Genomic DNA, 19,169 nt, shown 5'->3' on the forward strand with positions numbered 1-19,169 from the left:
ATTCACTCAAGGACGCGGCGCATCGGCAGAGTCATGCTCTCCATGCACAGGCGCTCCGTTAGCGCAACCCAGATAGCTTTCCAAGCGGGCTATGGCCGCGCGCAGGCGCGATGCAGCACGCGAGTCGGTCACCGCGATATGGACGACATTATCCCGCCCCATTGCCATAGATAGGGCGTCGCGGTCCACAGGCAAGACGATGCCCGCCAAATCCGTGCCCTCCGCTTCCTGTCCGACGCGCAGCGCCTGGTCCAGTTTGCGGTTGCCGTCGGCCGCCGCATCGGCGGCATGGAACAGCAATCGCACCTGCCCCTTGCGGCAGGCGACGTCGATCTTTTCCGATCCCGTCAGCAGCATGGAGGCGCGCGCCTCCAGCCCCAGCCGGTCGAGCAGCGCCTTGCGCAGCCCCGATTCGATCAGGTCCGGCAGCGTATCGGGAATCTGGAGCGCACCCTCCTTGAAGGCGCGGGCGAGCGCCCCCTTGAGCTTGCCCTTGGCCAGCGCGACCTCCAGCTCCGCGCGCGTCACGCCGATCCAGGCGCCCCGCCCCGGCGCCTTGGCGCGGATGTCGGGAAGCACCTGCCCTTCCGGCCCCACGGCCAGACGGATCAGCGTTTCGGGATCGGCGCGGTCGCCGGTCAATATGCATTTACGTTCGGTCATGCGCGCTCCTCCGCCAGAACGGAAGAAAGGGCAAGTCCAACGCTGTGGGGAGCGCTTATTCTCTCATCGGGGAGTGTCCGCAGCATTGGCGTCCTCCCTGGGCTGAGGATTGGCGCGATCGGCGAGCAGCTGCCCGCCGGCCCCGTAATTTTCGGTCGGGATTTCCGAGATCACCACCTGGACGGCAGCCGCCGACTTCCCCAGCCGCTCCACGAGCGACTGGGTGATGTCGGCAACGATCGCGGCTTTCTGCTCGCGAGTGGCGTTGCCGGCCAGACGGATGTCGACAAAAGGCATGGAGTCTCAGGCTTCCTCTTCGAACCAGTGGGCGCGAGCGGCCATGATGATCTCATTGCCCTGCTCGTCGGACAGGCCATAGGTCGCCAGGATGCCGCCCTTGTCGTCGCTGCTGCTGTCCGACTTGCGACGACGCTGGTCGACGCGCTTCTTCTGCACCAGTTCGTCGGTGGCAAGGTCGGCGAGGTCGTCGAGCGTCTTGACGCCCGCCTTGCCCAGCGTGACCAGCATCGCTTCGGTGAGGTGCGGCATGTCAGCCAGCGCGTCGTCGACGCCCAACGCCTGACGCTCTTCGCGGGCGGCCTGCTCGCGACGGTCGAGCGCTTCCTGCGCACGGCTCTGCAACTCGGCGGCAAGGTCTTCGTCGAAGCCTTCGATCGCGGCGAGTTCCTCGACGCTGACATAGGCGACTTCTTCCAGCTCGCCAAAGCCTTCGGCGACCAGCAGCTGCGACAGCGTCTCGTCCACGTCCAGTTCGTTCTGGAACAGTTCAGACCGGGCGACGAATTCCTTCTGGCGCTTCTCGCTGGCGTCGGCCTCGGTCATGATGTCGATCGCCTTGCCGGTGAGCTGGCTGGCGAGGCGGACATTCTGGCCGCGGCGGCCGATGGCGAGCGACAGCTGATCGTCGGGAACGACGACTTCGATGCGCTCTTCTTCCTCGTCGATGACGACGCGGGCGACCTGCGCGGGCTGCAACGCGTTGACGACGAAGGTCGCGGTATCTTCCGACCAGGGGATGATGTCGATCTTCTCGCCCTGCATTTCCTGCACGACGGCCTGGACGCGGCTGCCCTTCATGCCGACGCAGGCGCCGACGGGATCGATGCTGCTGTCACGGCTGATGACGCCGATCTTGGCGCGGCTGCCCGGATCACGGGCGGCGGCCATGATGGTGATGACGCCGTCGTAGATTTCGGGGACTTCCTGCGCGAACAGCTTCTTCATGAATTCGGGATGCGCGCGGCTGAGGAAAATCTGCGGCCCGCGATTTTCGCGGCGCACGTTCAGCACGACCGAACGGATGCGGTCGCCGACGCGGACGACTTCGCGCGGAATTTGCTGGTCGCGGCGGATCACGCCTTCGGCGCGGCCCAGATTGACGACGACATGGCCGAATTCGACCGACTTGACGACACCGGTGATGATCTCGCCCACGCGGTCCTTATATTCCTCGAACTGGCGCTCGCGCTCGGCGTCGCGGACCTTCTGGAAGATCACCTGCTTGGCCGACTGGGCGTCGATGCGGCCCAGGTCGATCGCGGGCAGCGGATCGACGATGAAGTCGCCGACGACGGCGTCCTTCTTCAGCTTGGCGGCCTGCTTCAGGTCGACCTGCTTGAAATAATCCTCGACCAGCTCGACCACTTCGACAACTCTCCAGAGACGGAGATCGCCGCTGTCGGGGTCCAGCTTCGCACGAATATCATTCTCGGCGCCGTAGCGCGCGCGCGCGGCGCGCTGGATCGCGTCCTCCATCGCCTCGATGACGATGGCCTTGTCGATCATCTTTTCCGATGCCACCGAATTGGCGATGGCGATCAGCTCTGCCTTGTTGGCGGAAATGGCGTTGGCCATGACGTTATGAACCCTTATTCTTCGGTTTCAAACTCGTCCGCCCCATCGGAGGAGAGCGGCATACTAGCAGCAATCAGCTTGTCGGTCAGCACCAGCTTGGCGTCGCCCACAAGCGCGAAAGGAATGGAAACGTCACCCGCCTTGGCGTCGGCGAAGAGAATCTCCTCGCCCTCGACGCCCTTCAGGATGCCGCGAAAGCTCTTGCGGCCCGACACGATTTCGGTCGCGTTGATCTTCGCCTCGTGCCCGGCCCATTCGAGGAAGTCGTGCAGGCGGGTCAGCGGCCGGTCGATGCCGGGCGAACTCACTTCCAGGCGATAGGCGTCCTCGATCGGGTCGGCTTCATCCAGCACGTCAGACAGGCGGCGCGAGATGGTCGCGCAATCCTCGATCACAAGCTGCTTGGTCGACGGATTTTCGGCCATGATCTGGAGCGTATATTCGTCGCCCGACCCGAACAGCTTGATGCGCACCAGTGCAAAGCCCAAAGCCTTCACTTCAGGTTCGATCAGCGCGGTCAGTTCGGCGATGTCCGCCATGCAGTCTCCGTAAACCAATATGTGCGTCTTCCCGCGCCGCAGGCTTGGCCTGCGACCCTGACATGTTTGACGATGTAAGGAAGCAAGCGCGATATAGGCGCGACGTCGAAAATCTGCAACATTATTCGTCTCGAACCATTTGAAGCGCATCACCCCGCGCCTTACGCCCGCCCCAAAGCCCTGACATGGAGACACAGATGCGCCATTTGACGCTCGCCGCCCTTCCCCTTCTGCTGATCGCCTGTTCGGGTGACGGGGCAAGCAGCCAGACGACCGCCCCCGGCGAAAAGCCGTTCAAGACCTCCGTCATCGCCGACTTCGATTCGCCCTGGGCGATGACCTTCCTGCCGGACGGCCGCGCGCTGGTGACGGAGAAGGCGGGCGAGATGATCCTGTTCGATCCGAAGAACGGCACCAAAATCCCGGTCGCGGGCATCCCCAAGGTCGATTATGCCGGACAGGGCGCGCTGATGGACGTGGTGCTGTCGCCCACCTTCGCGCAGGACAAGGCGGTCTATTTCAGCTTCTCCGAGGAGCGCGACGGCCTCAAGGGCGTGGCGCTGGCCAAGGGTGCGTTCAACCAGGCGAGCGACGGGACGACGAAGCTGGACGGCGTTCAGGTCATCTTCCGCGCCAGCCCCTATGTCGACGGCAACGGTCATTATTCCGGCCGCATCGCTTTTTCCCCCGACGGCAAATATCTTTTCTTCACCAATGGCGAGCGGCAGAAGTTCGATCCCGCGCAGGACACCAAGTCGACGCTGGGCAAGGTGCTGCGCCTGAACCTCGACGGCACGCCGGCAGCGGGCAATCCGCTTAGCGCGAAGGGCTTCAACCCCGCCATTTGGTCCTACGGCCATCGCAACCTGCTGGGCATTGCCTTCGACGCTGACGGGCGGCTGTGGGAACAGGAAATGGGGCCGAAGGGCGGCGACGAGGTCAACCTGATCAAGCCGGGCCTCAATTACGGCTATCCCAAGGTGTCCAACGGCGACCATTATGACGGCAAGCCGATTCCCGACCACGCACCGGGCGACGGGTATGAGGCGCCCAAGGTCTGGTGGAACCCGGTCATCTCGCCGGGCGGATTGCTCTATTATTCGGGCGACCTCTTCCCGCAATGGAAGAACTCGCTGTTTATCGGCGGCCTGTCGAGCCAGGCGCTGGTCCGCGTGAAGCTGGACGGAGAGAAAGCGGAAAAGGCCGACCAGTGGGACATGGGCGCGCGCATCCGCGAGGTCGAGCAGGGACCGGACGGCGCGCTCTGGCTACTGGAGGATGGCGGCAAGTCGCAGGGACGGATGCTAAAGCTGACGCCGATGGGCTGACCCCTTTCCGCGGCCCATTACGCTCCCTATTTGCGGCGCGGCACGATCATTCGTGCCGCGCCTTTTTCTTTCATGGAGATCCCCATGAGCGGTCCCAAGCTGTTCCAACCCTTCCATGTCGGCGACATCAAGCTCGACAATCGCATCGTCATCGCTCCCATGTGCCAATATTCGGCGGTGGACGGGGAAATGACCGACTGGCACCTCATCCATCTCGGCCAGCTCGCCCTGTCGGGCGCCGCGCTGCTCACGATCGAGGCGACCGCGGTTCTGCCGGAGGGGCGGATCAGCCATGCCGATGTCGGCCTGTGGGACGACCGCACCGAGGCGGCGATGAAGCGGGTGCTGGACGGCGTGCGCCGCCATAGCGATATGCCGATCGCGATCCAGCTTGGTCATGCGGGACGCAAGGCGTCGACGCAGGTGCCGTGGCAGGGCGGCGCGCAGATTGCGCCCGATGCCGCCAATGGCTGGCAGACGGTTGCCCCCTCTCCCCTGCCCTTCACGCCCGGCACCAACGCCCCGATGGCGCTCGACCGGGCGGCGATCGAGCGGTTGCGCGACGCCTTCGTCGCGTCGGCGAAACGGGCCGACAATCTGGGGCTGGATGCCTTGCAGCTCCATGGCGCGCATGGCTATCTGATGCACCAGTTCCTCTCGCCCCTCTCCAACCGGCGCGACGATGACTATGGCGGCAGTCTCGAAAACCGGATGCGCCTGCCGCTGGAGATTTTCGACGCGGTGCGCGCCGCCTTCCCGGCGGGCAAGGCGGTGACGATGCGCGTGTCGGGCACCGACTGGGTCGAGGGTGGCTGGGACATCGAGCAGACGGTCGCCTTCGCCAGGGCGCTGGAGGCGCGCGGATGCAGCGCCATCCATGTGTCGAGCGGTGGTCTCGATCCGCGACAGGATATTCCGGTCGGCCCCAGCTATCAGGTTCCGCTCGCCCGCGCAGTGAAGCAGGCGGTGGCGATGCCGGTGATCGCGGTGGGCCTGATCACCGACTATGAACAGGCCGAGGCGATCGTCGGCACGGGCGACGCGGACCTGATCGCGATCGCGCGCACCATCCTCTACGACCCGCGCTGGCCCTGGCACGCGGCAGCCCATCTGGGCGCTTCGGTGAAGGCCGCCCCGCAATATCTGCGCTGCCAGCCGCGGCAGTATCGACATCTGTTCGACGCGCCGAAGGATTGACACAAGAACAGCACTCAAACGAAAAACGGGGCCTTGTCGGCCCCGTTTCCTTTTACACCAGCCGGCTCTGCTTGACCGCGGCCTCGATGAAGCTGGCGAAGAGAGGGTGCGGGTCGAAGGGCTTGGATTTCAGTTCCGGGTGGAACTGCACGCCCACGAACCAGCTATGGTCGGGCCGCTCGACGATCTCCGGCAGCGTCCCGTCGGGCGACATGCCCGAGAAGATCAGGCCGCCCTTTTCCAACGGATCGCGGTAGCTGGCATTGACTTCATAGCGATGGCGGTGCCGCTCGCTGATGTCGTTGGCGCCGTAAATGCCCGCGACGACGCTATTGCCGGTGAGCTTCGCCGGATAGGCGCCCAGACGCATCGTGCCGCCCAGATCGGTTTCGGCGGTGCGCTGTTGCAGGCCTTCCTTGCTCATCCACTCGGTGATGAGGCCGACGACCGGCTCGCTGGTTTCGCCGAACTCGGTGGTCGACGCGTCGGCGATGCCCGCCGTGTTCCGCGCGCCTTCGATGCAGGCCATCTGCATGCCGAGGCAGATGCCGAAGAAGGGCACGTTGCGTTCACGCGCGAAGCGGACCGAGGCGATCTTGCCTTCCGACCCGCGCACGCCGAAGCCGCCGGGGACGAGAATGCCGTGCATCGGCTCAAGGCTGACGGCGAGATCCTCGCCCTTCTCGAACAGTTCGGCGTCGATCCACTTGATGTTGACCTTCACCCGGTTGGCGAGGCCGCCATGGTGCAGCGCTTCGTGCAGCGACTTGTAGGCGTCGAGCAGGCCGACATATTTGCCGACCACGCCGATGGTGACTTCGCCTTCCGGGTTCAGCTGGCGGTCCATGATGTCGTCCCAGCGCTCCATGGTGGGCGCGGGCGCATCGCTGATGCCGAAGGCGCGCAGCACTTCGGCGTCCAACCCTTCCGCATGATATTGCTGGGGCACGGCGTAGATGCTGCTGGCGTCGAGCGCGGGAATGACCGCTTCGGGACGGACGTTGCAGAAGAGCGCGATCTTCCTGCGCTCGCTCTCGGGCAGCGGATGCTCGCAGCGGCAGAGCAGGATGTCGGGCTGGATGCCGAGCGAGGTCAGCTCGCGCACGCTATGCTGGGTCGGCTTGGTCTTCAGCTCGCCGGCGGCCGCGATATAGGGCACCAGCGTCACATGGACGAAGATCGACTGGCCGCGATCCAGATCATTATGCAGCTGGCGAATCGCTTCCATGAAGGGGAGCGATTCGATGTCGCCGACGGTGCCGCCGATTTCGCAGAGCACGAAGTCGAGGTCTTCGGTGTCGGCGGTGGCGAACGCCTTGATCTCATCGGTGACGTGCGGAATGACCTGCACCGTCGCGCCCAGATAGTCGCCCCGCCGTTCGCGCTGGATGATCGTCTGATAGACGCGGCCCTGCGTCACATTGTCCGACTGGCGCGCGGAAACCCCGGTGAACCGCTCATAATGGCCAAGGTCGAGGTCGGTTTCCGCCCCGTCGTCGGTCACATAGACCTCGCCATGCTGATACGGGCTCATCGTGCCCGGATCGACGTTGAGATAGGGATCGAACTTCCGGATGCGAACACGGAAACCTCGCGCCTGCAACAGAGCTGCAAGCGAAGCGGCCATCAGGCCTTTGCCAAGCGAGGAGACCACGCCGCCGGTGATGAAAATATACCGCGCCATGGGAGTGGAGGCTTAGCCTTTCGGAACAACAAAGGGCAAGCGCGCGAATCCACGCGCGCTTAAAAAAAGATCGAAAGATCGGTGAAGTGGTTAGTTGGCGAGCGGAACCGCGCCGCCAGCCGCGTTGCCACCCGCCGGTGCAGAGGCTGCGTTGCTGGCCGCACCCGCCAGCGGATCGGCGTTCGGGGTAGCCGGAGCGCTCTGGGTCGCGGGCGCCTGCTTGACCAGCGAGGTGTCGATGTCGCTGGGCGCATGACGCACCGACGCGATGACTGCCATCACGATCGACAGCAGCACGAAGATGCTGGCGAGGACCGTGGTCGAACGGGTCAGGAAATCCGCCGCGCCGCGCGCCGACATCAGCCCCGCCGGGCTGCCGCCCACGCCCAGACCGCCGCCTTCCGACTTCTGCATCAGGATGACGGCAACCAGCAGGGCGGCGACGATTGCCTGCACGACGAGGAGGAAAGTGAACATTGCGAGTTTCTGTCCGGTGAAGGAGTGCGTTGGCGCGCACATAGCGATGATGGGGCGCGGGGGCAACCTGTGAGGGGCCGCATCCTGATCCCGGACACTACACCGTTCGTTTCGAGCCCTTCGACTGCCTGCCTGCGGCAGTCGCTCAGGATAAACTTCATCCGCTCTGCGGATGAAGTCGAGAAACGAGGCAGAGCCGAGTTCAGCGAAGCTAAACACCGACACAGCGCCAGCCGCTTCTCGACTTCGCTCGAAGCGAACGGAGATTGGATTATCAGGCCGCTGTCGCCATGCGCTGGTCCGCCGCCTCGATGATCGGGGCGAATTTCGCCGCGGTCAGGCTTGCGCCGCCGACCAGGCCGCCATCGACATCGGCGATCGCCATCAGGTCGGCCGCATTGTCGCCGTTCATCGACCCGCCATAAAGGATTCGCACCTTGTCGGCTTCCTCGCCGATCCGGCTGGCCAGCGCGGCGCGCAGGGCGGCATGCATGGCGGCGACCGCCTCGATCGTCGGAATGCGGCCGGTGCCGATCGCCCAGATGGGTTCATAGGCGACCGCCAGCCAGTCGGCCGATGCGCCTTCGGGGAGGGATGCGAGCAACTGGTCGGCCACGACCTGCTCGGCCCGTCCGGCGTCCCGCACGGCCAGCGTTTCGCCGACGCACAGGATGACGTTGATCCCGGCTTCATGCGCGGCGACCGACTTGGCGGCGATATCGGCGTTGGTTTCGCCGCGCGCCTCGCGCCGTTCGCTATGACCGGTGATGACCCAGGTCGCGCCCGCCTCGGCCAGCATCTCGGCCGACAGCGATCCGGTATAGGCGCCGCTCATATCCATATGGCAGTTCTGCGCGCCGATGAAGGCTGCGCCGCGCCGTTCGGAGCCGGCCATGATGAGCGTCGCGGGCAGGCACAGGCCCACTTCCACCGCCGGATGCGCCGCCGCCACGCGGCCGATCGCCTCCACCTCGCTCAGATGCGCGCGCATCCCATTCATCTTCCAGTTGCCGACAACCAGCTTTCGCCTGTCCATCCGCTTTCTTTCCTTATGATTATTGCTGCACGTCGCCCCCGCCCTTCCGCCGCCGGTCCGTTGCCCGGCGCCTCCCCGGAAGAAATGGGAACTGAGGAAAGCCGATGAACGGCACTCACGCATTTGTCCAGTGCAAGCCTTGCCCGCACGGCGATCCGCCCTTAAAGCGGGCCGCCACACAGCCGCAGTTCCGGAAAATCTATGCTTTCTGTCTTTCGCAGCTTCATCCGCTCCAAGTTCGGCGCACTTTTCGCGATCCTCTTCCTGGGGATCATCGCTGGCGCCTTCATCATGGGCGACATCACCAGCGGCAAATTCGGCAACGGATCGATGTTTGGCGGCGCCTCCGCCGCCAAAGCGAAGGGCCAATCGCTGAGCCAGGGCGAGTTTCAGGACCGCGTCCAGCGCGTGTTCGAAAACGCCCGCCGTTCCAATCCGGGACTGCAGATCAGCGACTTCTTCGCGCAGGGCGGCGCCGCGCAGGTGTTCGACCAGTTGGTCGCATCGCTGACGCTGCGTGCCTTCGCCGACGATCAGGGCGTGCATATTTCGAAGCGGCTGGTCGATGCGCAGATCGCGCAGATCCCCGCCTTCCAGGATGCGGCTGGCAATTTCAGCAATGATAATTTCCGCGCGCTGCTGGCCCGCGAAAGGCTGACCGAACAGGCGTTGCGCGACGATATCAGCCGCGAAATCCTCCAGCGCCAGCTGCTGGCGCCGATCGGGCTTGGCGCGCGCCCGTCCGAAACGCTGGTGCTGCCCTATGCCTCGCTGCTGCTGGAAGCGCGGCAGGGCACGGTCGCGGCGATCCCGGCGGTCGCCTTCCTCGACGACAAGAATCCGACCGACGCGCAGCTGGCCGATTATTACAAGAAGAACAGCGCACGCTTCACCATCCCGGAGCAGCGCCAGATCCGCTATGCCGTGGTCGATTCCGCGCGCTTCGTGCAGGCGGCGAACCCGACCGACGCGGACATCAGCGCCTATTACAACCAGAACAAGGCGACCTACGCCGCCCGGCAGAGCCGCACCGTCGAGCAGCTGGTGTTGCCGACGCAGGCCGGCGCGAAGGCGATCGCCGATCAGGTGAAGGGCGGCAAGAGCCTGGCCGACGCCGCCAGGGGCGCGGGCCTCGCCGTGTCGACGCTGGCCGACCAGAGCCGCGAGGCGCTGGCCGCTTCGGCGAGCAAGACCGTGGCCGACGCCGCATGGGCCGCAAAGCAGGGCGAACTGGTCGGTCCGGTGCGCGGATCGCTGGGCTGGCTGCTGCTGCGCGTCACGGCCGTGAACGAGACGGCCGCCCGCCCGATCGCCGCCGTGCGCGGCGAGATCGTCGAGAAGCTGCGCGTCCAGAAGGAAAAGCAGCTGCTGACCGACTTCACCGGCAAGCTGGAAGACCAGATCGCCGATGGCGGCACCTTCGAGGAAGTCGTCAAGGATAACGGCCTGACGCTGGAGACCAGCCCCGCGCTGCTGTCGACCGGCAAGCAGGTCAAGGACCAGACCTATCTGCCCACCCCCGACATCCAGCCGCTGTTGGCCCCGGTTTTCGCGATGAGCGCCGACGATGACGCGCAGCTGGTGCCGATCGTCGCCGACAAGCGCTATGCGCTGGTCGCGCCGGGCCAGATCACCGCCGCTGCGCCGCCGCCGCTGGCCGAGGTCAAGCAACTGGTGCTCGCTCAATATAAGCTCAACGCCGGCAATCTGAAGGCGAAGGCGCTGGCCGAGCAGATCCAGGCGAAGCTGGCCAAGGGCGGAAGTCTGGCCGACGCGATCGCGCAGGCCGGCGTCAAGCTGCCCGCGCCGCAGCAGCTGGGCGGCCGCCGCGCCGACATCATGCGCGGCGAACAGCGCCCGCCGGCGGAAGTCGCCATCCTCTTCTCGATGGCGGCGAACACGGTGAAGACCCTGCCGATCGGCCAGGATCGCGGCTATTTCGTGGTCCAGCTGAACAAGATCGAACGTGGCGACGCCAAGGACCAGCCGCAGCTGCTGGCACAGGTCCGCGACCAGCTGGGCGAAGTGATCGGCCAGGAATATGGCCAGCAGTTCGAGCGCGCGGTCGAAAAGGAACTGAAGGTCACGCGCAACCCCAACGCCGTGGCGCAGGTCCGTCAGGCGCTGTCCGCCACCAACAGCGGCGACCAGTAAGATGACGGTTGGCGGGGGCATGGACGGCGTGAACAGCGCGCGCGCGGCTCTGGCGCGGGGTGAATCGGCGCTGGTGTGGCGGCGGCAGATCGCCGACACTGACACGCCGATCTCTGCGGCGCTCAAGCTGTTCGAGTCCGATCGCGGCGACTATCTGCTCGAATCGGTCGAGGGCGGCGCGGTGCGTGGCCGCTACAGCCTGATCGGCCTCGCCCCCGACCTCGTCTTCCGTGCCCACGGCCAGAGTGCCGAGATCAACCGCCAATGGGCGACCGACCGCGACGCCTTCGTGCCGGAAAGCGCCGGGGCGCTCGACGCTCTGCGCGCGCTGGTGGCGGAGTGCCGGGCGGAAATGGACGCGGCGCTGCCGCCCGCCCTCGCCTGCCTCGTCGGCTATTTCGGCTATGAGACGGTTGGGCTGGTGGAAAAGCTCCCGCGCCCCGCGCCCAATCCGATCGGCGTGCCCGACATGCTGTTCGTGCGGCCGACGGTCATCCTGATCTTCGATCGCCTCGCCGATCAGCTCTACCTCGTGTCGCCGGTCTGGAAGGGCAGCTTCGCCGATGCCGAAAAGGCGATCGAGGCCGCGCTGGAGCGGATCGACGCCACCGCCGCCCGCCTTGCCGCGCCGCTCCCTGCCCTGCCCGCGCCCGCCGACATCGCCGATGTCGAGGTGACGCCAGTGCTGGAACCCGGCCGCTATGCGCAGATGGTGGACGCGGCCAAGGACTATATCGTCGCGGGCGACATCTTCCAGGTGGTGCTGGCGCAGCGCTTCACCAGCCCCTTCACCCTGCCGCCGATCGCCCTTTATCGCGCGCTGCGGCGGATCAACCCGTCGCCCTTCCTCTATTATCTCGACCTGCCCGGCTTTGCGCTGATCGGATCGTCGCCGGAAATCCTGGTCCGCGCCCGCAATGGCGAGGTGACGATCCGCCCGATCGCCGGCACCCGCCCGCGCGGCAAGAGCGCGGTCGAGGATGCCGCCAATCGCGAAAGCCTGCTCGCCGATCCGAAGGAACGGGCCGAGCATCTGATGCTGCTCGACCTTGGCCGCAACGATGTCGGCCGCGTCGCCGCCGCCGGATCGGTGACGGTCACGGAAAGCTATACCGTCGAATTCTACAGCCATGTCATGCACATCGTGTCGAACGTCGTCGGACGGCTGGCCGAGGACAAGGATGCGATCGACGCGCTGTTCGCGGGCTTCCCGGCGGGCACCGTCTCGGGCGCGCCCAAGGTCCGCGCCTGCGAGATCATCGCCGAGTTGGAGCCGGAAACGCGCGGCGCCTATGCCGGCGGGGTCGGCTATTTCGGGCCGGACGGCAATATGGACAGTTGCATCGTGCTGCGCACCGCCGTGCTGAAGGACGGCGTCATGCATGTGCAGGCGGGCGCGGGCATCGTCGCGGACTCGAACGCCGAATATGAACAGCGCGAATGCGAGGCGAAGAGCGGCGCCCTGCTCGCCGCCGCACGCGAGGCGGTGAGCGTGGCGCGGGAAAGCGGCTTCGGGCAGTAAAATATCCTCCCCAAGTAAGCTTGGGGAGGAATTCAAATCACCGACAGGCCCGCCACCCCATCGCGCCACGCTCCGCCTGATCGAGGTGGAAATGATCGCGATGCGCCGCATTATAGTCCGGTGACAGCACGGTCGAGAACAGGCCGCACGCCCCGTCGCGCACCGCGCGCAGGAAGGCGGCATCCTTCCCCTCCCCCTTCCAGTCGTTCAGCACGCTGACCTGCCGCCCGTCCTTCAACACGAAGGCGGCGACGTCGATCGCATCGGCGGTCGCATGTTCGCTGAAATCACCCTGGCTGCGGCCATACATCCGCCGACAGCTATAGCTGCCGAAATGACGGATAGACCGCACCGGCTGGCCGTAGATGCGCTGGGCGGCGGGCTGCACCACCTGCCATTCCCAGAGCTTGAGCGCGGCCACCACCGGGCAGGACGGCGCGACCGACGCGGGCACCAGCGCGATGGCGTCGACCTCCCGCTTCAACCGCACCGCATCGGCATAGGCGCACTGCTCCGCGCCGCCCGGCTTCATCGCGACATAAGCAACCCCCGCCCGGTCGAGCAGCGCCCTGCACCGCGCGGTATCACCCGTCAGCGCCACCAGCTTGCGCCCGGTGAACAGGCCGACCGGCTGGCCGAGGTCGAGATCGGTCCAGGGCAGATCCTGCGGCCGCTGGCGCAGATACGCATAGCCAAGGAAGAGCAGGATCAGCACGCCGCCGAGCAGGACAAGGCGGCGCAGGGTCAAATGCAGTCTCCGCATCCCCTAAGCACGCCGGACCCGCTCCATTGGTTCCGACGTCACCGGATAACCGAGATGATCGGGGATGCAGAGATGCGCCTCGCCATCCCGCTCCTCCTTCCACGGCCGTACCTTCTCCACCGGATGCGCCGCCGCATGGGCGACCAGATCGGCATGGGAGCCAAACAGCGCCAGTCGCTCCAGATTGCGCCGCGTCGGGAAGATGATCCGGCTTTCCCCCGCGTCGCAGCGCGCCAGCGTGTCGGCGGCGCTGCTCCAGAAGAGCCGGACATTCTCGGTCGTGTCGACGCTCGCCACCTGTCCCTCAGGCGCACGGGCGAGATAGAAGCGCGTATCATAGACCCGGCGCGCCTGCTCGAACGGCGCCGGATGCCAGCGTGCGAACGGGGTCAGCGCATCGAGCGCCAGACCCAGCCCATGCCGGTCGAGCAATTCGGCCAGCGGCCGGCCGTCGTGCAGCCCGTCGCGCAGGCGCAGCACCATGGCCGCATCCACCGCGCCGGTAATGCCGATCCCGATCCCCGCCTCCTCGATCGTCTCGCGAATCGCGGCAATGCGCGCGGCGGCCTCGTCCATGTCCAGCCCGCCGCCGATCCGTGCCGCCAGCACATGATCGGCCTCGTCCACCGCGCCGCCGGGAAAAACCAGCGCGCCCGCGGCAAAGGCCATTGTCGACGCCCGCTCCATCATCAGCAGCTCGGGCGGCTTTCCCGGTCGATCGCGCACGATCACCACCGTCGCGGCGGGACGCCCCGCTTCTTTTTCTTCTGTCATGCCGAATATCCTAGGCGCTCGATGCGCCCGCCGCCAGTCGGTGAGTCACGCTGCGCAAAGGAACAGGGTGGCGTCCGGCGCGTCCTTGCGTCACCCTCCCCCTCCCGATTCAGGAGAGCGTGCCATGTCCCTCGACCTCGTTTTCTACACCAATCCCATGTCGCGCGGGCAGATCGCTCGATGGATGCTGGAGGAGGTCGGCGAAGTCTATGAGACGGTGATCCTCGACTATGGCGATGGCGGCGGCACGGGCGGCATGAAGTCGGCCGACTATCTGGCGATCAACCCGATGGGCAAGGTGCCGACGATCGTCCATCGGGGCCGGGTCGTCACCGAATGCGCCGCCGTCTGCGCCTATCTGGCCGACGCCTTCCCCGCCGCCAATCTCGCCCCGCCCGCCGACCAGCGGCATGATTATTATCGCTGGCTCTTCTTCGCCGCCGGGCCGGTGGAAGCCGCCGTCACCAACAAGGCGCTGGGCTTCGTCGTCCCCGAGGGGCGCGAACGGACCGCCGGCTATGGCAGCTTCGACGACACGATCCATGCGCTGGAAAGCGCGGTGTCCGGCGACGCATGGATTTGCGGCGACCAGTTCACCGCCGCCGACGTCTATGTCGGGTCGCAGATCGACTGGGGGTTGAGCTTCAAGACCATGCCAGCCCGCCCCGCCCTCGAAACCTATGCCGCCCGCCTGCGCGAACGCCCGGCCTACAGGCGGCAGAAGGAGATAGACGGCGCGCTGATCGCAGAAATGCAGAAGAAGGGGTAAAATAAAAAAGGCCCGGTGAATATCTCCACCGGGCCTCTTATTCTGCGTTGCGTTCGCGCGATCAGCGACGATCGCCCATGAAGCGCAGCAGGAACATGAACATGTTGATGAAGTCGAGATAGAGGTTCAGCGCCCCCATCACCACCGACTTGCCCATCATGTCGGTACCCGCGACATGCGCGTAGATGCTCTTGATCTTTTGCGTGTCATAGGCGGTCAGGCCCGCGAACAGCAGCACGCCGATGCAGCTGATGACCAGATCCATCGCGCTCGACTTCAGGAACAGGTTGATGAGCATCGCGACCATCAGGCCGACCAGCCCCATGATGAGGAAGGTGCCGAAGCCCGACAGATCCTTCTTGGTGGTGTAGCCATACAGGCTAAGGCCCGCGAAGGCCGCGGCCGTCGCGAAGAAGGTCTGCGCGATCGAGGTGCCGGTATAAACCAGGAAGATCGACGAGAGCGACAGGCCCATCACGGCCGCATAGGCCCAGAAGAGCGCCTGCATCGTCACGGTCGACAGGCGGTTGATGCCGAAGCTCATCACCATGACGAACGCCAGCGGCGCGAACATGATGACATATTTGAGGATGCCGGGGCCGGCCAGGATCTGGAGCGCCAGACCGCTGGACGCGAACAGCATGGCGACCACGCCCGTCAGCAGGACGCCGCTCGCCATATAATTATAGACCGACAGCATGTAGCGGCGCAGGCCGGCGTCGAACGCCTCGCCTCGCGCGGCGGTGGCTCCGCCGAAGCCCGGAATGCCGGTCGGGGCGCCGGAACGGGGGTCGGACCAGTTGGCCATGAAAATCATCTCCTTTGACGGCGTTCAGTGCCGATGTTCCTATTATCTGTCGAACGCGGCCCGACTTCAAGACAAACCGGAACGATTGCCCCCGAAAGGCCATGGCAGATCGTGGGCACGGCCCTATATCGAAGCCATGCACCGTCTGTTCGTGGCCATCCGGCCGCCCGCCCCCATTCGTTCGCTGCTGCTGTCGCTGATGACCGGCGTGCCCGGCGCGCGCTGGCAGGATGACGAGCAATTGCACCTGACCCTGCGCTTCATCGGCGAAGTCGACCGCCACCGCGCCAACGACATTGCCGACGCGCTTTCGACGATCCGCTTCGCGCCGTTCGACATCGCCCTGTCGGGCGTCGGCAGCTTCGACCGCAAGGGAGTGGTGGACACGCTCTGGGCCGGGGTGCAGCCGCGCGATCAACTGGCGGCGCTGCACAGGAAGATCGATCGCGCCTGCGTCTCGGTCGGTCTGGAGCCGGAGGGCCGCGCCTATCTGCCCCATGTCACGGTCGCGCGCTTCGGCCGGACGGGCGGGATGGTGGACGGCTTCCTAGCCGTCCATGCAGGCCTGGTCAGCCCGCCCTTCCCGGTCGAGGGGTTCAGCCTGTTCGAAAGCCGGATCGGCCATGAGGGCGCCCGCTACGAAGCGGTCGCCCATTATGGCGGGGGCCATAGCGGGGGCGTTGGCACCCCCGCCTGATCCCCCGCGCCTTTACAGCGGATCAGCCCGCCTTCAGCACGCCGCAGGCGACACGGCCGCCGGCATTGCCAGCCGGATCGCTCTTGTTGTCGTCGGCCTGCGCATGGATCACCACCGCCGCGCCATCGGTATCGAGCAGCGGCGTCTCGCCGCCCTGGATCTGGCCGTGCGGCACGACATATTCCAGCTCGCCCGCGCCATCCGATCCCGCGAGCATATTGGGCATGTCGCCCATGTGCATGCCGGCGGGATTGTCCTTGCCATGCTGGCGCCCGGTCGGGTTCCAGTGGCCGCCCGCGCTGGTGAAGTCGGGACCGGTGCAGGTACCGGTGGTGTGGATGTGCACGGCGTGGATGCCCGGCGTCAGCCCCGTCGCCTTGACCAGCACATGCAGGCCGTCGCCCGCCTCGGTCACGGTCGCCGTGCCGCGCGCGCTGCCGTCACCGGCGGCCAGGCTGGCACGCGCCGTGGGCGCAGCGGCAGGCGCGGCCGCATCCGACGAGGCTGTGGCGCAGGCCGACGTGGCGAGGCCGATCGGCAGGGCGAGCAAAAGGGGGACGATCTTCATGGATAATCTCCGGAAAAAACGCGAGAGAGGTCTCAGCGCCGAAACTTCTGCGCGAACGCGGCAGACGGGCTTTTGTTGCCGATCCGAATCCATTTGTCACCCCGCCGCGACGGGTTCTTCGGGCACATGGCAGACCGCCTCGACATTCAGACCGTCGGGATCGAGGATGAAGGCGGCATAATAGGATGGGCCATAATGCGGCCGCAGCCCCGGCCCGCCCTGATCCCGGCCGCCCGCCGCCAGTCCCGCCGCATGGAAGGCATGGACCATCGCCCGATTCGCTACGCGAAAGGCGATATGCGTTCCTTCCCCGACCCGTTCATTGTCGCCGATCCAGAAAAAGGCATCGTCATCCGCCGTCCTGCCATAGCCATGCGCCGTCCCGCCGCTGCCATTCTCCTCCGGCGGGATCGTCCGCAGCCGGACGAGGCCGATCGCGCCCAGCAGCTGGTCATAAAATTCCCCCGACCGTTCCGCATCGCCGACAGCGAACCCGACATGGTCGATCATGATGTTTCTCCTCTCCCGCCCAACCTCTGATCTCCGAAGACCGTTCCCGCTTGCCCGACTCAGTTCATTCCGTTATTTCTGTTTTTACAGAAAGGAACGTCATGCCACTTCTCGACCATCCCGACGCCAAGGCGTTCCTGCTCCACTGGGGCGAAATGGGCACGCAATGGGGCGTCAACCGGTCGGTGAGCCAGGTCCATGCCTTGCTTTACCTCTCCGACCGACCGCTGCCCGCCGACGAGATCGTCGACCAGCTCGGCCTCGCCCGTTCCAACGTCTCGACCGCGCTCAAGGAATTGCAGTCCTATGCCATCGTCCGCCGCGTCCATGTGGAGGGCGACCGGCGCGACCATTTCGTTGCGGAACTGGACCTGTGGGAAATGCTCACCCGCATCACTGCCGAGCGCAAGCGGCGTGAGATCGACCCGACCATCGCGCTGCTGAACGACCTCGCCCAGCGGCTGGCCAACGATGACAGCTGCCCGCCCCATGTGCGCGAACGGATCACGCGGATGCACGAATTCATGTCGACCCTGGGCAACTGGTATGAACAGGTCCGCGCCCTGCCCAAGCCGACGCTGGTCGCACTGATGAAACTGGGTGGCAAGGTCGCCCGCTTCCTGCCGGGCGCGAAGAAGGCCGAATAGTCCGCCGCCGCCCCTTCCTTCCCTTCTCACGCCCAAACATTTCGGAGATTCCAGAAATGTCTGACATTGAAGACATGCCCGATGCCGGCCAGAACCGCACGGCCCTGCTCCGCATCCTCGCCGCGATCGGCACCGCCTTCGCCTTCGCGCTCGGCGTCTACCTGCTGCTCGAAGCGCTCCAGCCCAATGGCGGCCTCATCAGCTTCTCCTTCCTGCTGATCCTGCCCGCCGCGATCACCGCCTTCGTCACCTTCGTCGGCGATCCGATGGCGACCCGGAACCGCGCCTATTACATGACCATGCCGCTCTGGCTGCTGGGCGCGGTAATGCTCATCTCAATCCCGGTTCTGAAGGAAGGCATCATCTGCGTCGTGATGCTCGCGCCGCTCTGGATCGCCAGCGGCATGGTCGGCGCCTATGTCACCTACCGGATGCGCGGCCGCGCCGGGGATGGCGGCACCTATTGCATGGTGGCACTCGCCCTGCCGCTGGTCGCGATGCAGGTCGAACCAATGATCCCCCTGCCGCAGGCGACCGCGACCGTCAGCCGGTCCGTCATCGTCAACGCCAGCCCGGTGGAAATCTGGCCGCTGCTGCGCGGCATCCCCGACGTCCGCCCCGGCGACGGCACATGGACCTTCACCCAGGATGTGCTGGGCGTACCCCGTCCGATCGGCGCCCATATGCTGGGCGAAGGCATCGGCGCCACGCGCTTGGCCAATTGGGGACGGCAGGTGCGCTTCGCCGAACATATCATCGACTGGCAGCCGGGCCGCAGCATCGGCTGGCGCTTCGACTTTCGCGGCCTCGACGCCTGGCAGTTCACCGACCGGCACCTGATGCCCGACAGCCGCTATTTCAAGGTGACGACCGGCGGCTATCGCATGGAGCCGATCGCCCCCGGCCGCACGCGCGTCACCATCGACACCCGTTACTGGATGCAGACGCCGGTCAATGGCTATTCCCGCCTGTGGGGAGAGGTCTTCCTGGGCGACATCGAAGACAATCTGCTTGCTCTCATCCGCCAGCGTGCGGAGCGGCGTTGAACCGCCCCTGTCCTATCGGCGGTCTGATCGGCTATACTCCTTGCCTCTGATAACAATATGTCCCACTGGCGACCGGAAATTGCCGAATCTGCGGGAAAAGTGCGAAGTTAAG

20 protein-coding genes are annotated in these 19,169 nt (G+C 65.7%); 8 read left to right on the forward strand and 12 right to left on the reverse strand.

Going from position 1 to position 19,169, the window contains the following annotated elements; translation table 11 throughout:
- Positions 1 to 6 precede the first annotated feature (6 nt).
- From DM806_RS21215 to rimP, 4 genes are all read right to left on the reverse strand, one after another.
- Positions 7 to 663, reverse strand: coding sequence for a DUF448 domain-containing protein (locus DM806_RS21215; protein ID WP_179045143.1), 657 nt, complete (start codon positions 661 to 663; stop codon positions 7 to 9).
- 63 nt (positions 664 to 726) lie between these two features.
- Complete coding sequence (locus tag DM806_RS21220; protein ID WP_179045144.1) at positions 727 to 960, reverse strand: tautomerase family protein; 234 nt, start codon at positions 958 to 960, stop codon at positions 727 to 729.
- 6 nt (positions 961 to 966) lie between these two features.
- Positions 967 to 2,538: a transcription termination factor NusA gene (gene nusA / locus DM806_RS21225; RefSeq protein ID WP_179045145.1), complete on the reverse strand. Its 1,572-nt coding sequence runs from the start codon at positions 2,536 to 2,538 to the stop codon at positions 967 to 969.
- Between the two features lie 14 nt (positions 2,539 to 2,552).
- Positions 2,553 to 3,077: a ribosome maturation protein RimP gene (rimP, locus tag DM806_RS21230; protein WP_179045146.1), complete on the reverse strand. Its 525-nt coding sequence runs from the start codon at positions 3,075 to 3,077 to the stop codon at positions 2,553 to 2,555.
- A gap of 197 nt (positions 3,078 to 3,274) precedes the next feature.
- On the opposite strand from rimP, the gene DM806_RS21235 reads away from it, so the two are divergent.
- Together DM806_RS21235 and DM806_RS21240 are read left to right on the forward strand one after the other, a co-directional pair.
- Complete coding sequence (locus tag DM806_RS21235) at positions 3,275 to 4,405, forward strand: PQQ-dependent sugar dehydrogenase (protein WP_179045147.1); 1,131 nt, start codon at positions 3,275 to 3,277, stop codon at positions 4,403 to 4,405.
- An 84-nt stretch (positions 4,406 to 4,489) separates the two neighbouring features.
- On the forward strand, positions 4,490 to 5,602 hold the full coding sequence (locus tag DM806_RS21240) for an NADH:flavin oxidoreductase/NADH oxidase (protein ID WP_179045148.1): 1,113 nt from the start codon (positions 4,490 to 4,492) through the stop codon (positions 5,600 to 5,602).
- A 52-nt stretch (positions 5,603 to 5,654) separates the two neighbouring features.
- On the opposite strand, the gene DM806_RS21245 is transcribed toward DM806_RS21240, so the two are convergent.
- The 3 genes from DM806_RS21245 to tpiA form a co-directional block, all read right to left on the reverse strand.
- Entirely contained in the window at positions 5,655 to 7,286 is a 1,632-nt protein-coding gene (locus DM806_RS21245) for a CTP synthase (protein WP_179045149.1), read from the reverse strand.
- Between the two features lie 90 nt (positions 7,287 to 7,376).
- Complete coding sequence (gene secG, locus DM806_RS21250) at positions 7,377 to 7,763, reverse strand: preprotein translocase subunit SecG (RefSeq protein ID WP_179045150.1); 387 nt, start codon at positions 7,761 to 7,763, stop codon at positions 7,377 to 7,379.
- A gap of 274 nt (positions 7,764 to 8,037) precedes the next feature.
- Entirely contained in the window at positions 8,038 to 8,799 is a 762-nt protein-coding gene (gene tpiA, locus DM806_RS21255; protein WP_179045151.1) for a triose-phosphate isomerase, read from the reverse strand.
- 201 nt (positions 8,800 to 9,000) lie between these two features.
- Here tpiA and DM806_RS21260 point away from each other — a divergent pair, with 201 nt between their 5' ends.
- Positions 9,001 to 10,953, forward strand: coding sequence for a peptidyl-prolyl cis-trans isomerase (locus tag DM806_RS21260; RefSeq protein WP_179045152.1), 1,953 nt, complete (start codon positions 9,001 to 9,003; stop codon positions 10,951 to 10,953).
- Between the two features lie 19 nt (positions 10,954 to 10,972).
- Entirely contained in the window at positions 10,973 to 12,475 is a 1,503-nt protein-coding gene (trpE, locus tag DM806_RS21265) for an anthranilate synthase component I (RefSeq protein ID WP_372859694.1), read from the forward strand.
- A gap of 37 nt (positions 12,476 to 12,512) precedes the next feature.
- Here the strand turns inward: trpE and DM806_RS21270 are convergent, their stop codons facing one another.
- Both DM806_RS21270 and DM806_RS21275 read right to left on the reverse strand, forming a co-directional pair.
- Complete coding sequence (locus DM806_RS21270; protein ID WP_179045154.1) at positions 12,513 to 13,238, reverse strand: extensin-like domain-containing protein; 726 nt, start codon at positions 13,236 to 13,238, stop codon at positions 12,513 to 12,515.
- Positions 13,239 to 13,241: 3 nt separating this feature from the next.
- A complete protein-coding gene (locus DM806_RS21275) occupies positions 13,242 to 14,012 on the reverse strand; it encodes an NUDIX hydrolase (protein WP_179045155.1) in 771 nt (256 codons plus the stop codon).
- Between the two features lie 124 nt (positions 14,013 to 14,136).
- Between DM806_RS21275 and DM806_RS21280 the strand changes: the two genes are divergently transcribed.
- A complete protein-coding gene (locus tag DM806_RS21280; RefSeq protein ID WP_179045156.1) occupies positions 14,137 to 14,781 on the forward strand; it encodes a glutathione S-transferase family protein in 645 nt (214 codons plus the stop codon).
- 61 nt (positions 14,782 to 14,842) lie between these two features.
- Here DM806_RS21280 and DM806_RS21285 read toward each other — a convergent pair whose 3' ends face one another.
- The gene (locus DM806_RS21285; protein ID WP_179045157.1) at positions 14,843 to 15,589 is read right to left on the reverse strand and encodes a Bax inhibitor-1/YccA family protein; all 747 of its coding nucleotides are present in this window, start codon (positions 15,587 to 15,589) and stop codon (positions 14,843 to 14,845) included.
- Between the two features lie 136 nt (positions 15,590 to 15,725).
- On the opposite strand from DM806_RS21285, the gene thpR reads away from it, so the two are divergent.
- Positions 15,726 to 16,286, forward strand: coding sequence for an RNA 2',3'-cyclic phosphodiesterase (gene thpR / locus DM806_RS21290; RefSeq protein WP_179045158.1), 561 nt, complete (start codon positions 15,726 to 15,728; stop codon positions 16,284 to 16,286).
- Between the two features lie 22 nt (positions 16,287 to 16,308).
- Here the strand turns inward: thpR and DM806_RS21295 are convergent, their stop codons facing one another.
- Together DM806_RS21295 and DM806_RS21300 are read right to left on the reverse strand one after the other, a co-directional pair.
- Positions 16,309 to 16,854, reverse strand: a complete 546-nt coding sequence (locus DM806_RS21295; RefSeq protein WP_179045159.1) for a superoxide dismutase family protein — start codon at positions 16,852 to 16,854, stop codon at positions 16,309 to 16,311.
- Positions 16,855 to 16,950: 96 nt separating this feature from the next.
- The gene (locus tag DM806_RS21300) at positions 16,951 to 17,364 is read right to left on the reverse strand and encodes a VOC family protein (protein ID WP_179045160.1); all 414 of its coding nucleotides are present in this window, start codon (positions 17,362 to 17,364) and stop codon (positions 16,951 to 16,953) included.
- Positions 17,365 to 17,465: 101 nt separating this feature from the next.
- On the opposite strand from DM806_RS21300, the gene DM806_RS21305 reads away from it, so the two are divergent.
- Both DM806_RS21305 and DM806_RS21310 read left to right on the forward strand, forming a co-directional pair.
- Complete coding sequence (locus DM806_RS21305; RefSeq protein WP_179045161.1) at positions 17,466 to 18,011, forward strand: GbsR/MarR family transcriptional regulator; 546 nt, start codon at positions 17,466 to 17,468, stop codon at positions 18,009 to 18,011.
- Between the two features lie 56 nt (positions 18,012 to 18,067).
- Positions 18,068 to 19,057, forward strand: coding sequence for an SRPBCC family protein (locus DM806_RS21310; protein WP_179045162.1), 990 nt, complete (start codon positions 18,068 to 18,070; stop codon positions 19,055 to 19,057).
- Positions 19,058 to 19,169: the final 112 nt, after the last annotated feature.

It is taken from the genome of Sphingobium lactosutens, from assembly GCF_013393185.1.
GTDB lineage: Bacteria > Pseudomonadota > Alphaproteobacteria > Sphingomonadales > Sphingomonadaceae > Sphingobium > Sphingobium lactosutens_A.

What these genes read in the sequence shown, in the direction of transcription:
- DM806_RS21215 (WP_179045143.1), bottom strand. Translation starts at nt 663, where the DNA reads ATGACCGAACGTAAATGCATATTGACCGGCGACCGCGCCGATCCCGAA.
- DM806_RS21220 (WP_179045144.1), bottom strand. Translation starts at nt 960, where the DNA reads ATGCCTTTTGTCGACATCCGTCTGGCCGGCAACGCCACTCGCGAGCAG.
- nusA (WP_179045145.1), bottom strand. Translation starts at nt 2,538, where the DNA reads ATGGCCAACGCCATTTCCGCCAACAAGGCAGAGCTGATCGCCATCGCC.
- rimP (WP_179045146.1), bottom strand. Translation starts at nt 3,077, where the DNA reads ATGGCGGACATCGCCGAACTGACCGCGCTGATCGAACCTGAAGTGAAG.
- DM806_RS21235 (WP_179045147.1), top strand. Translation starts at nt 3,275, where the DNA reads ATGCGCCATTTGACGCTCGCCGCCCTTCCCCTTCTGCTGATCGCCTGT.
- DM806_RS21240 (WP_179045148.1), top strand. Translation starts at nt 4,490, where the DNA reads ATGAGCGGTCCCAAGCTGTTCCAACCCTTCCATGTCGGCGACATCAAG.
- DM806_RS21245 (WP_179045149.1), bottom strand. Translation starts at nt 7,286, where the DNA reads ATGGCGCGGTATATTTTCATCACCGGCGGCGTGGTCTCCTCGCTTGGC.
- secG (WP_179045150.1), bottom strand. Translation starts at nt 7,763, where the DNA reads ATGTTCACTTTCCTCCTCGTCGTGCAGGCAATCGTCGCCGCCCTGCTG.
- tpiA (WP_179045151.1), bottom strand. Translation starts at nt 8,799, where the DNA reads ATGGACAGGCGAAAGCTGGTTGTCGGCAACTGGAAGATGAATGGGATG.
- DM806_RS21260 (WP_179045152.1), top strand. Translation starts at nt 9,001, where the DNA reads ATGCTTTCTGTCTTTCGCAGCTTCATCCGCTCCAAGTTCGGCGCACTT.
- trpE (WP_372859694.1), top strand. Translation starts at nt 10,973, where the DNA reads ATGGACGGCGTGAACAGCGCGCGCGCGGCTCTGGCGCGGGGTGAATCG.
- DM806_RS21270 (WP_179045154.1), bottom strand. Translation starts at nt 13,238, where the DNA reads ATGCGGAGACTGCATTTGACCCTGCGCCGCCTTGTCCTGCTCGGCGGC.
- DM806_RS21275 (WP_179045155.1), bottom strand. Translation starts at nt 14,012, where the DNA reads ATGACAGAAGAAAAAGAAGCGGGGCGTCCCGCCGCGACGGTGGTGATC.
- DM806_RS21280 (WP_179045156.1), top strand. Translation starts at nt 14,137, where the DNA reads ATGTCCCTCGACCTCGTTTTCTACACCAATCCCATGTCGCGCGGGCAG.
- DM806_RS21285 (WP_179045157.1), bottom strand. Translation starts at nt 15,589, where the DNA reads ATGGCCAACTGGTCCGACCCCCGTTCCGGCGCCCCGACCGGCATTCCG.
- thpR (WP_179045158.1), top strand. Translation starts at nt 15,726, where the DNA reads ATGCACCGTCTGTTCGTGGCCATCCGGCCGCCCGCCCCCATTCGTTCG.
- DM806_RS21295 (WP_179045159.1), bottom strand. Translation starts at nt 16,854, where the DNA reads ATGAAGATCGTCCCCCTTTTGCTCGCCCTGCCGATCGGCCTCGCCACG.
- DM806_RS21300 (WP_179045160.1), bottom strand. Translation starts at nt 17,364, where the DNA reads ATGATCGACCATGTCGGGTTCGCTGTCGGCGATGCGGAACGGTCGGGG.
- DM806_RS21305 (WP_179045161.1), top strand. Translation starts at nt 17,466, where the DNA reads ATGCCACTTCTCGACCATCCCGACGCCAAGGCGTTCCTGCTCCACTGG.
- DM806_RS21310 (WP_179045162.1), top strand. Translation starts at nt 18,068, where the DNA reads ATGTCTGACATTGAAGACATGCCCGATGCCGGCCAGAACCGCACGGCC.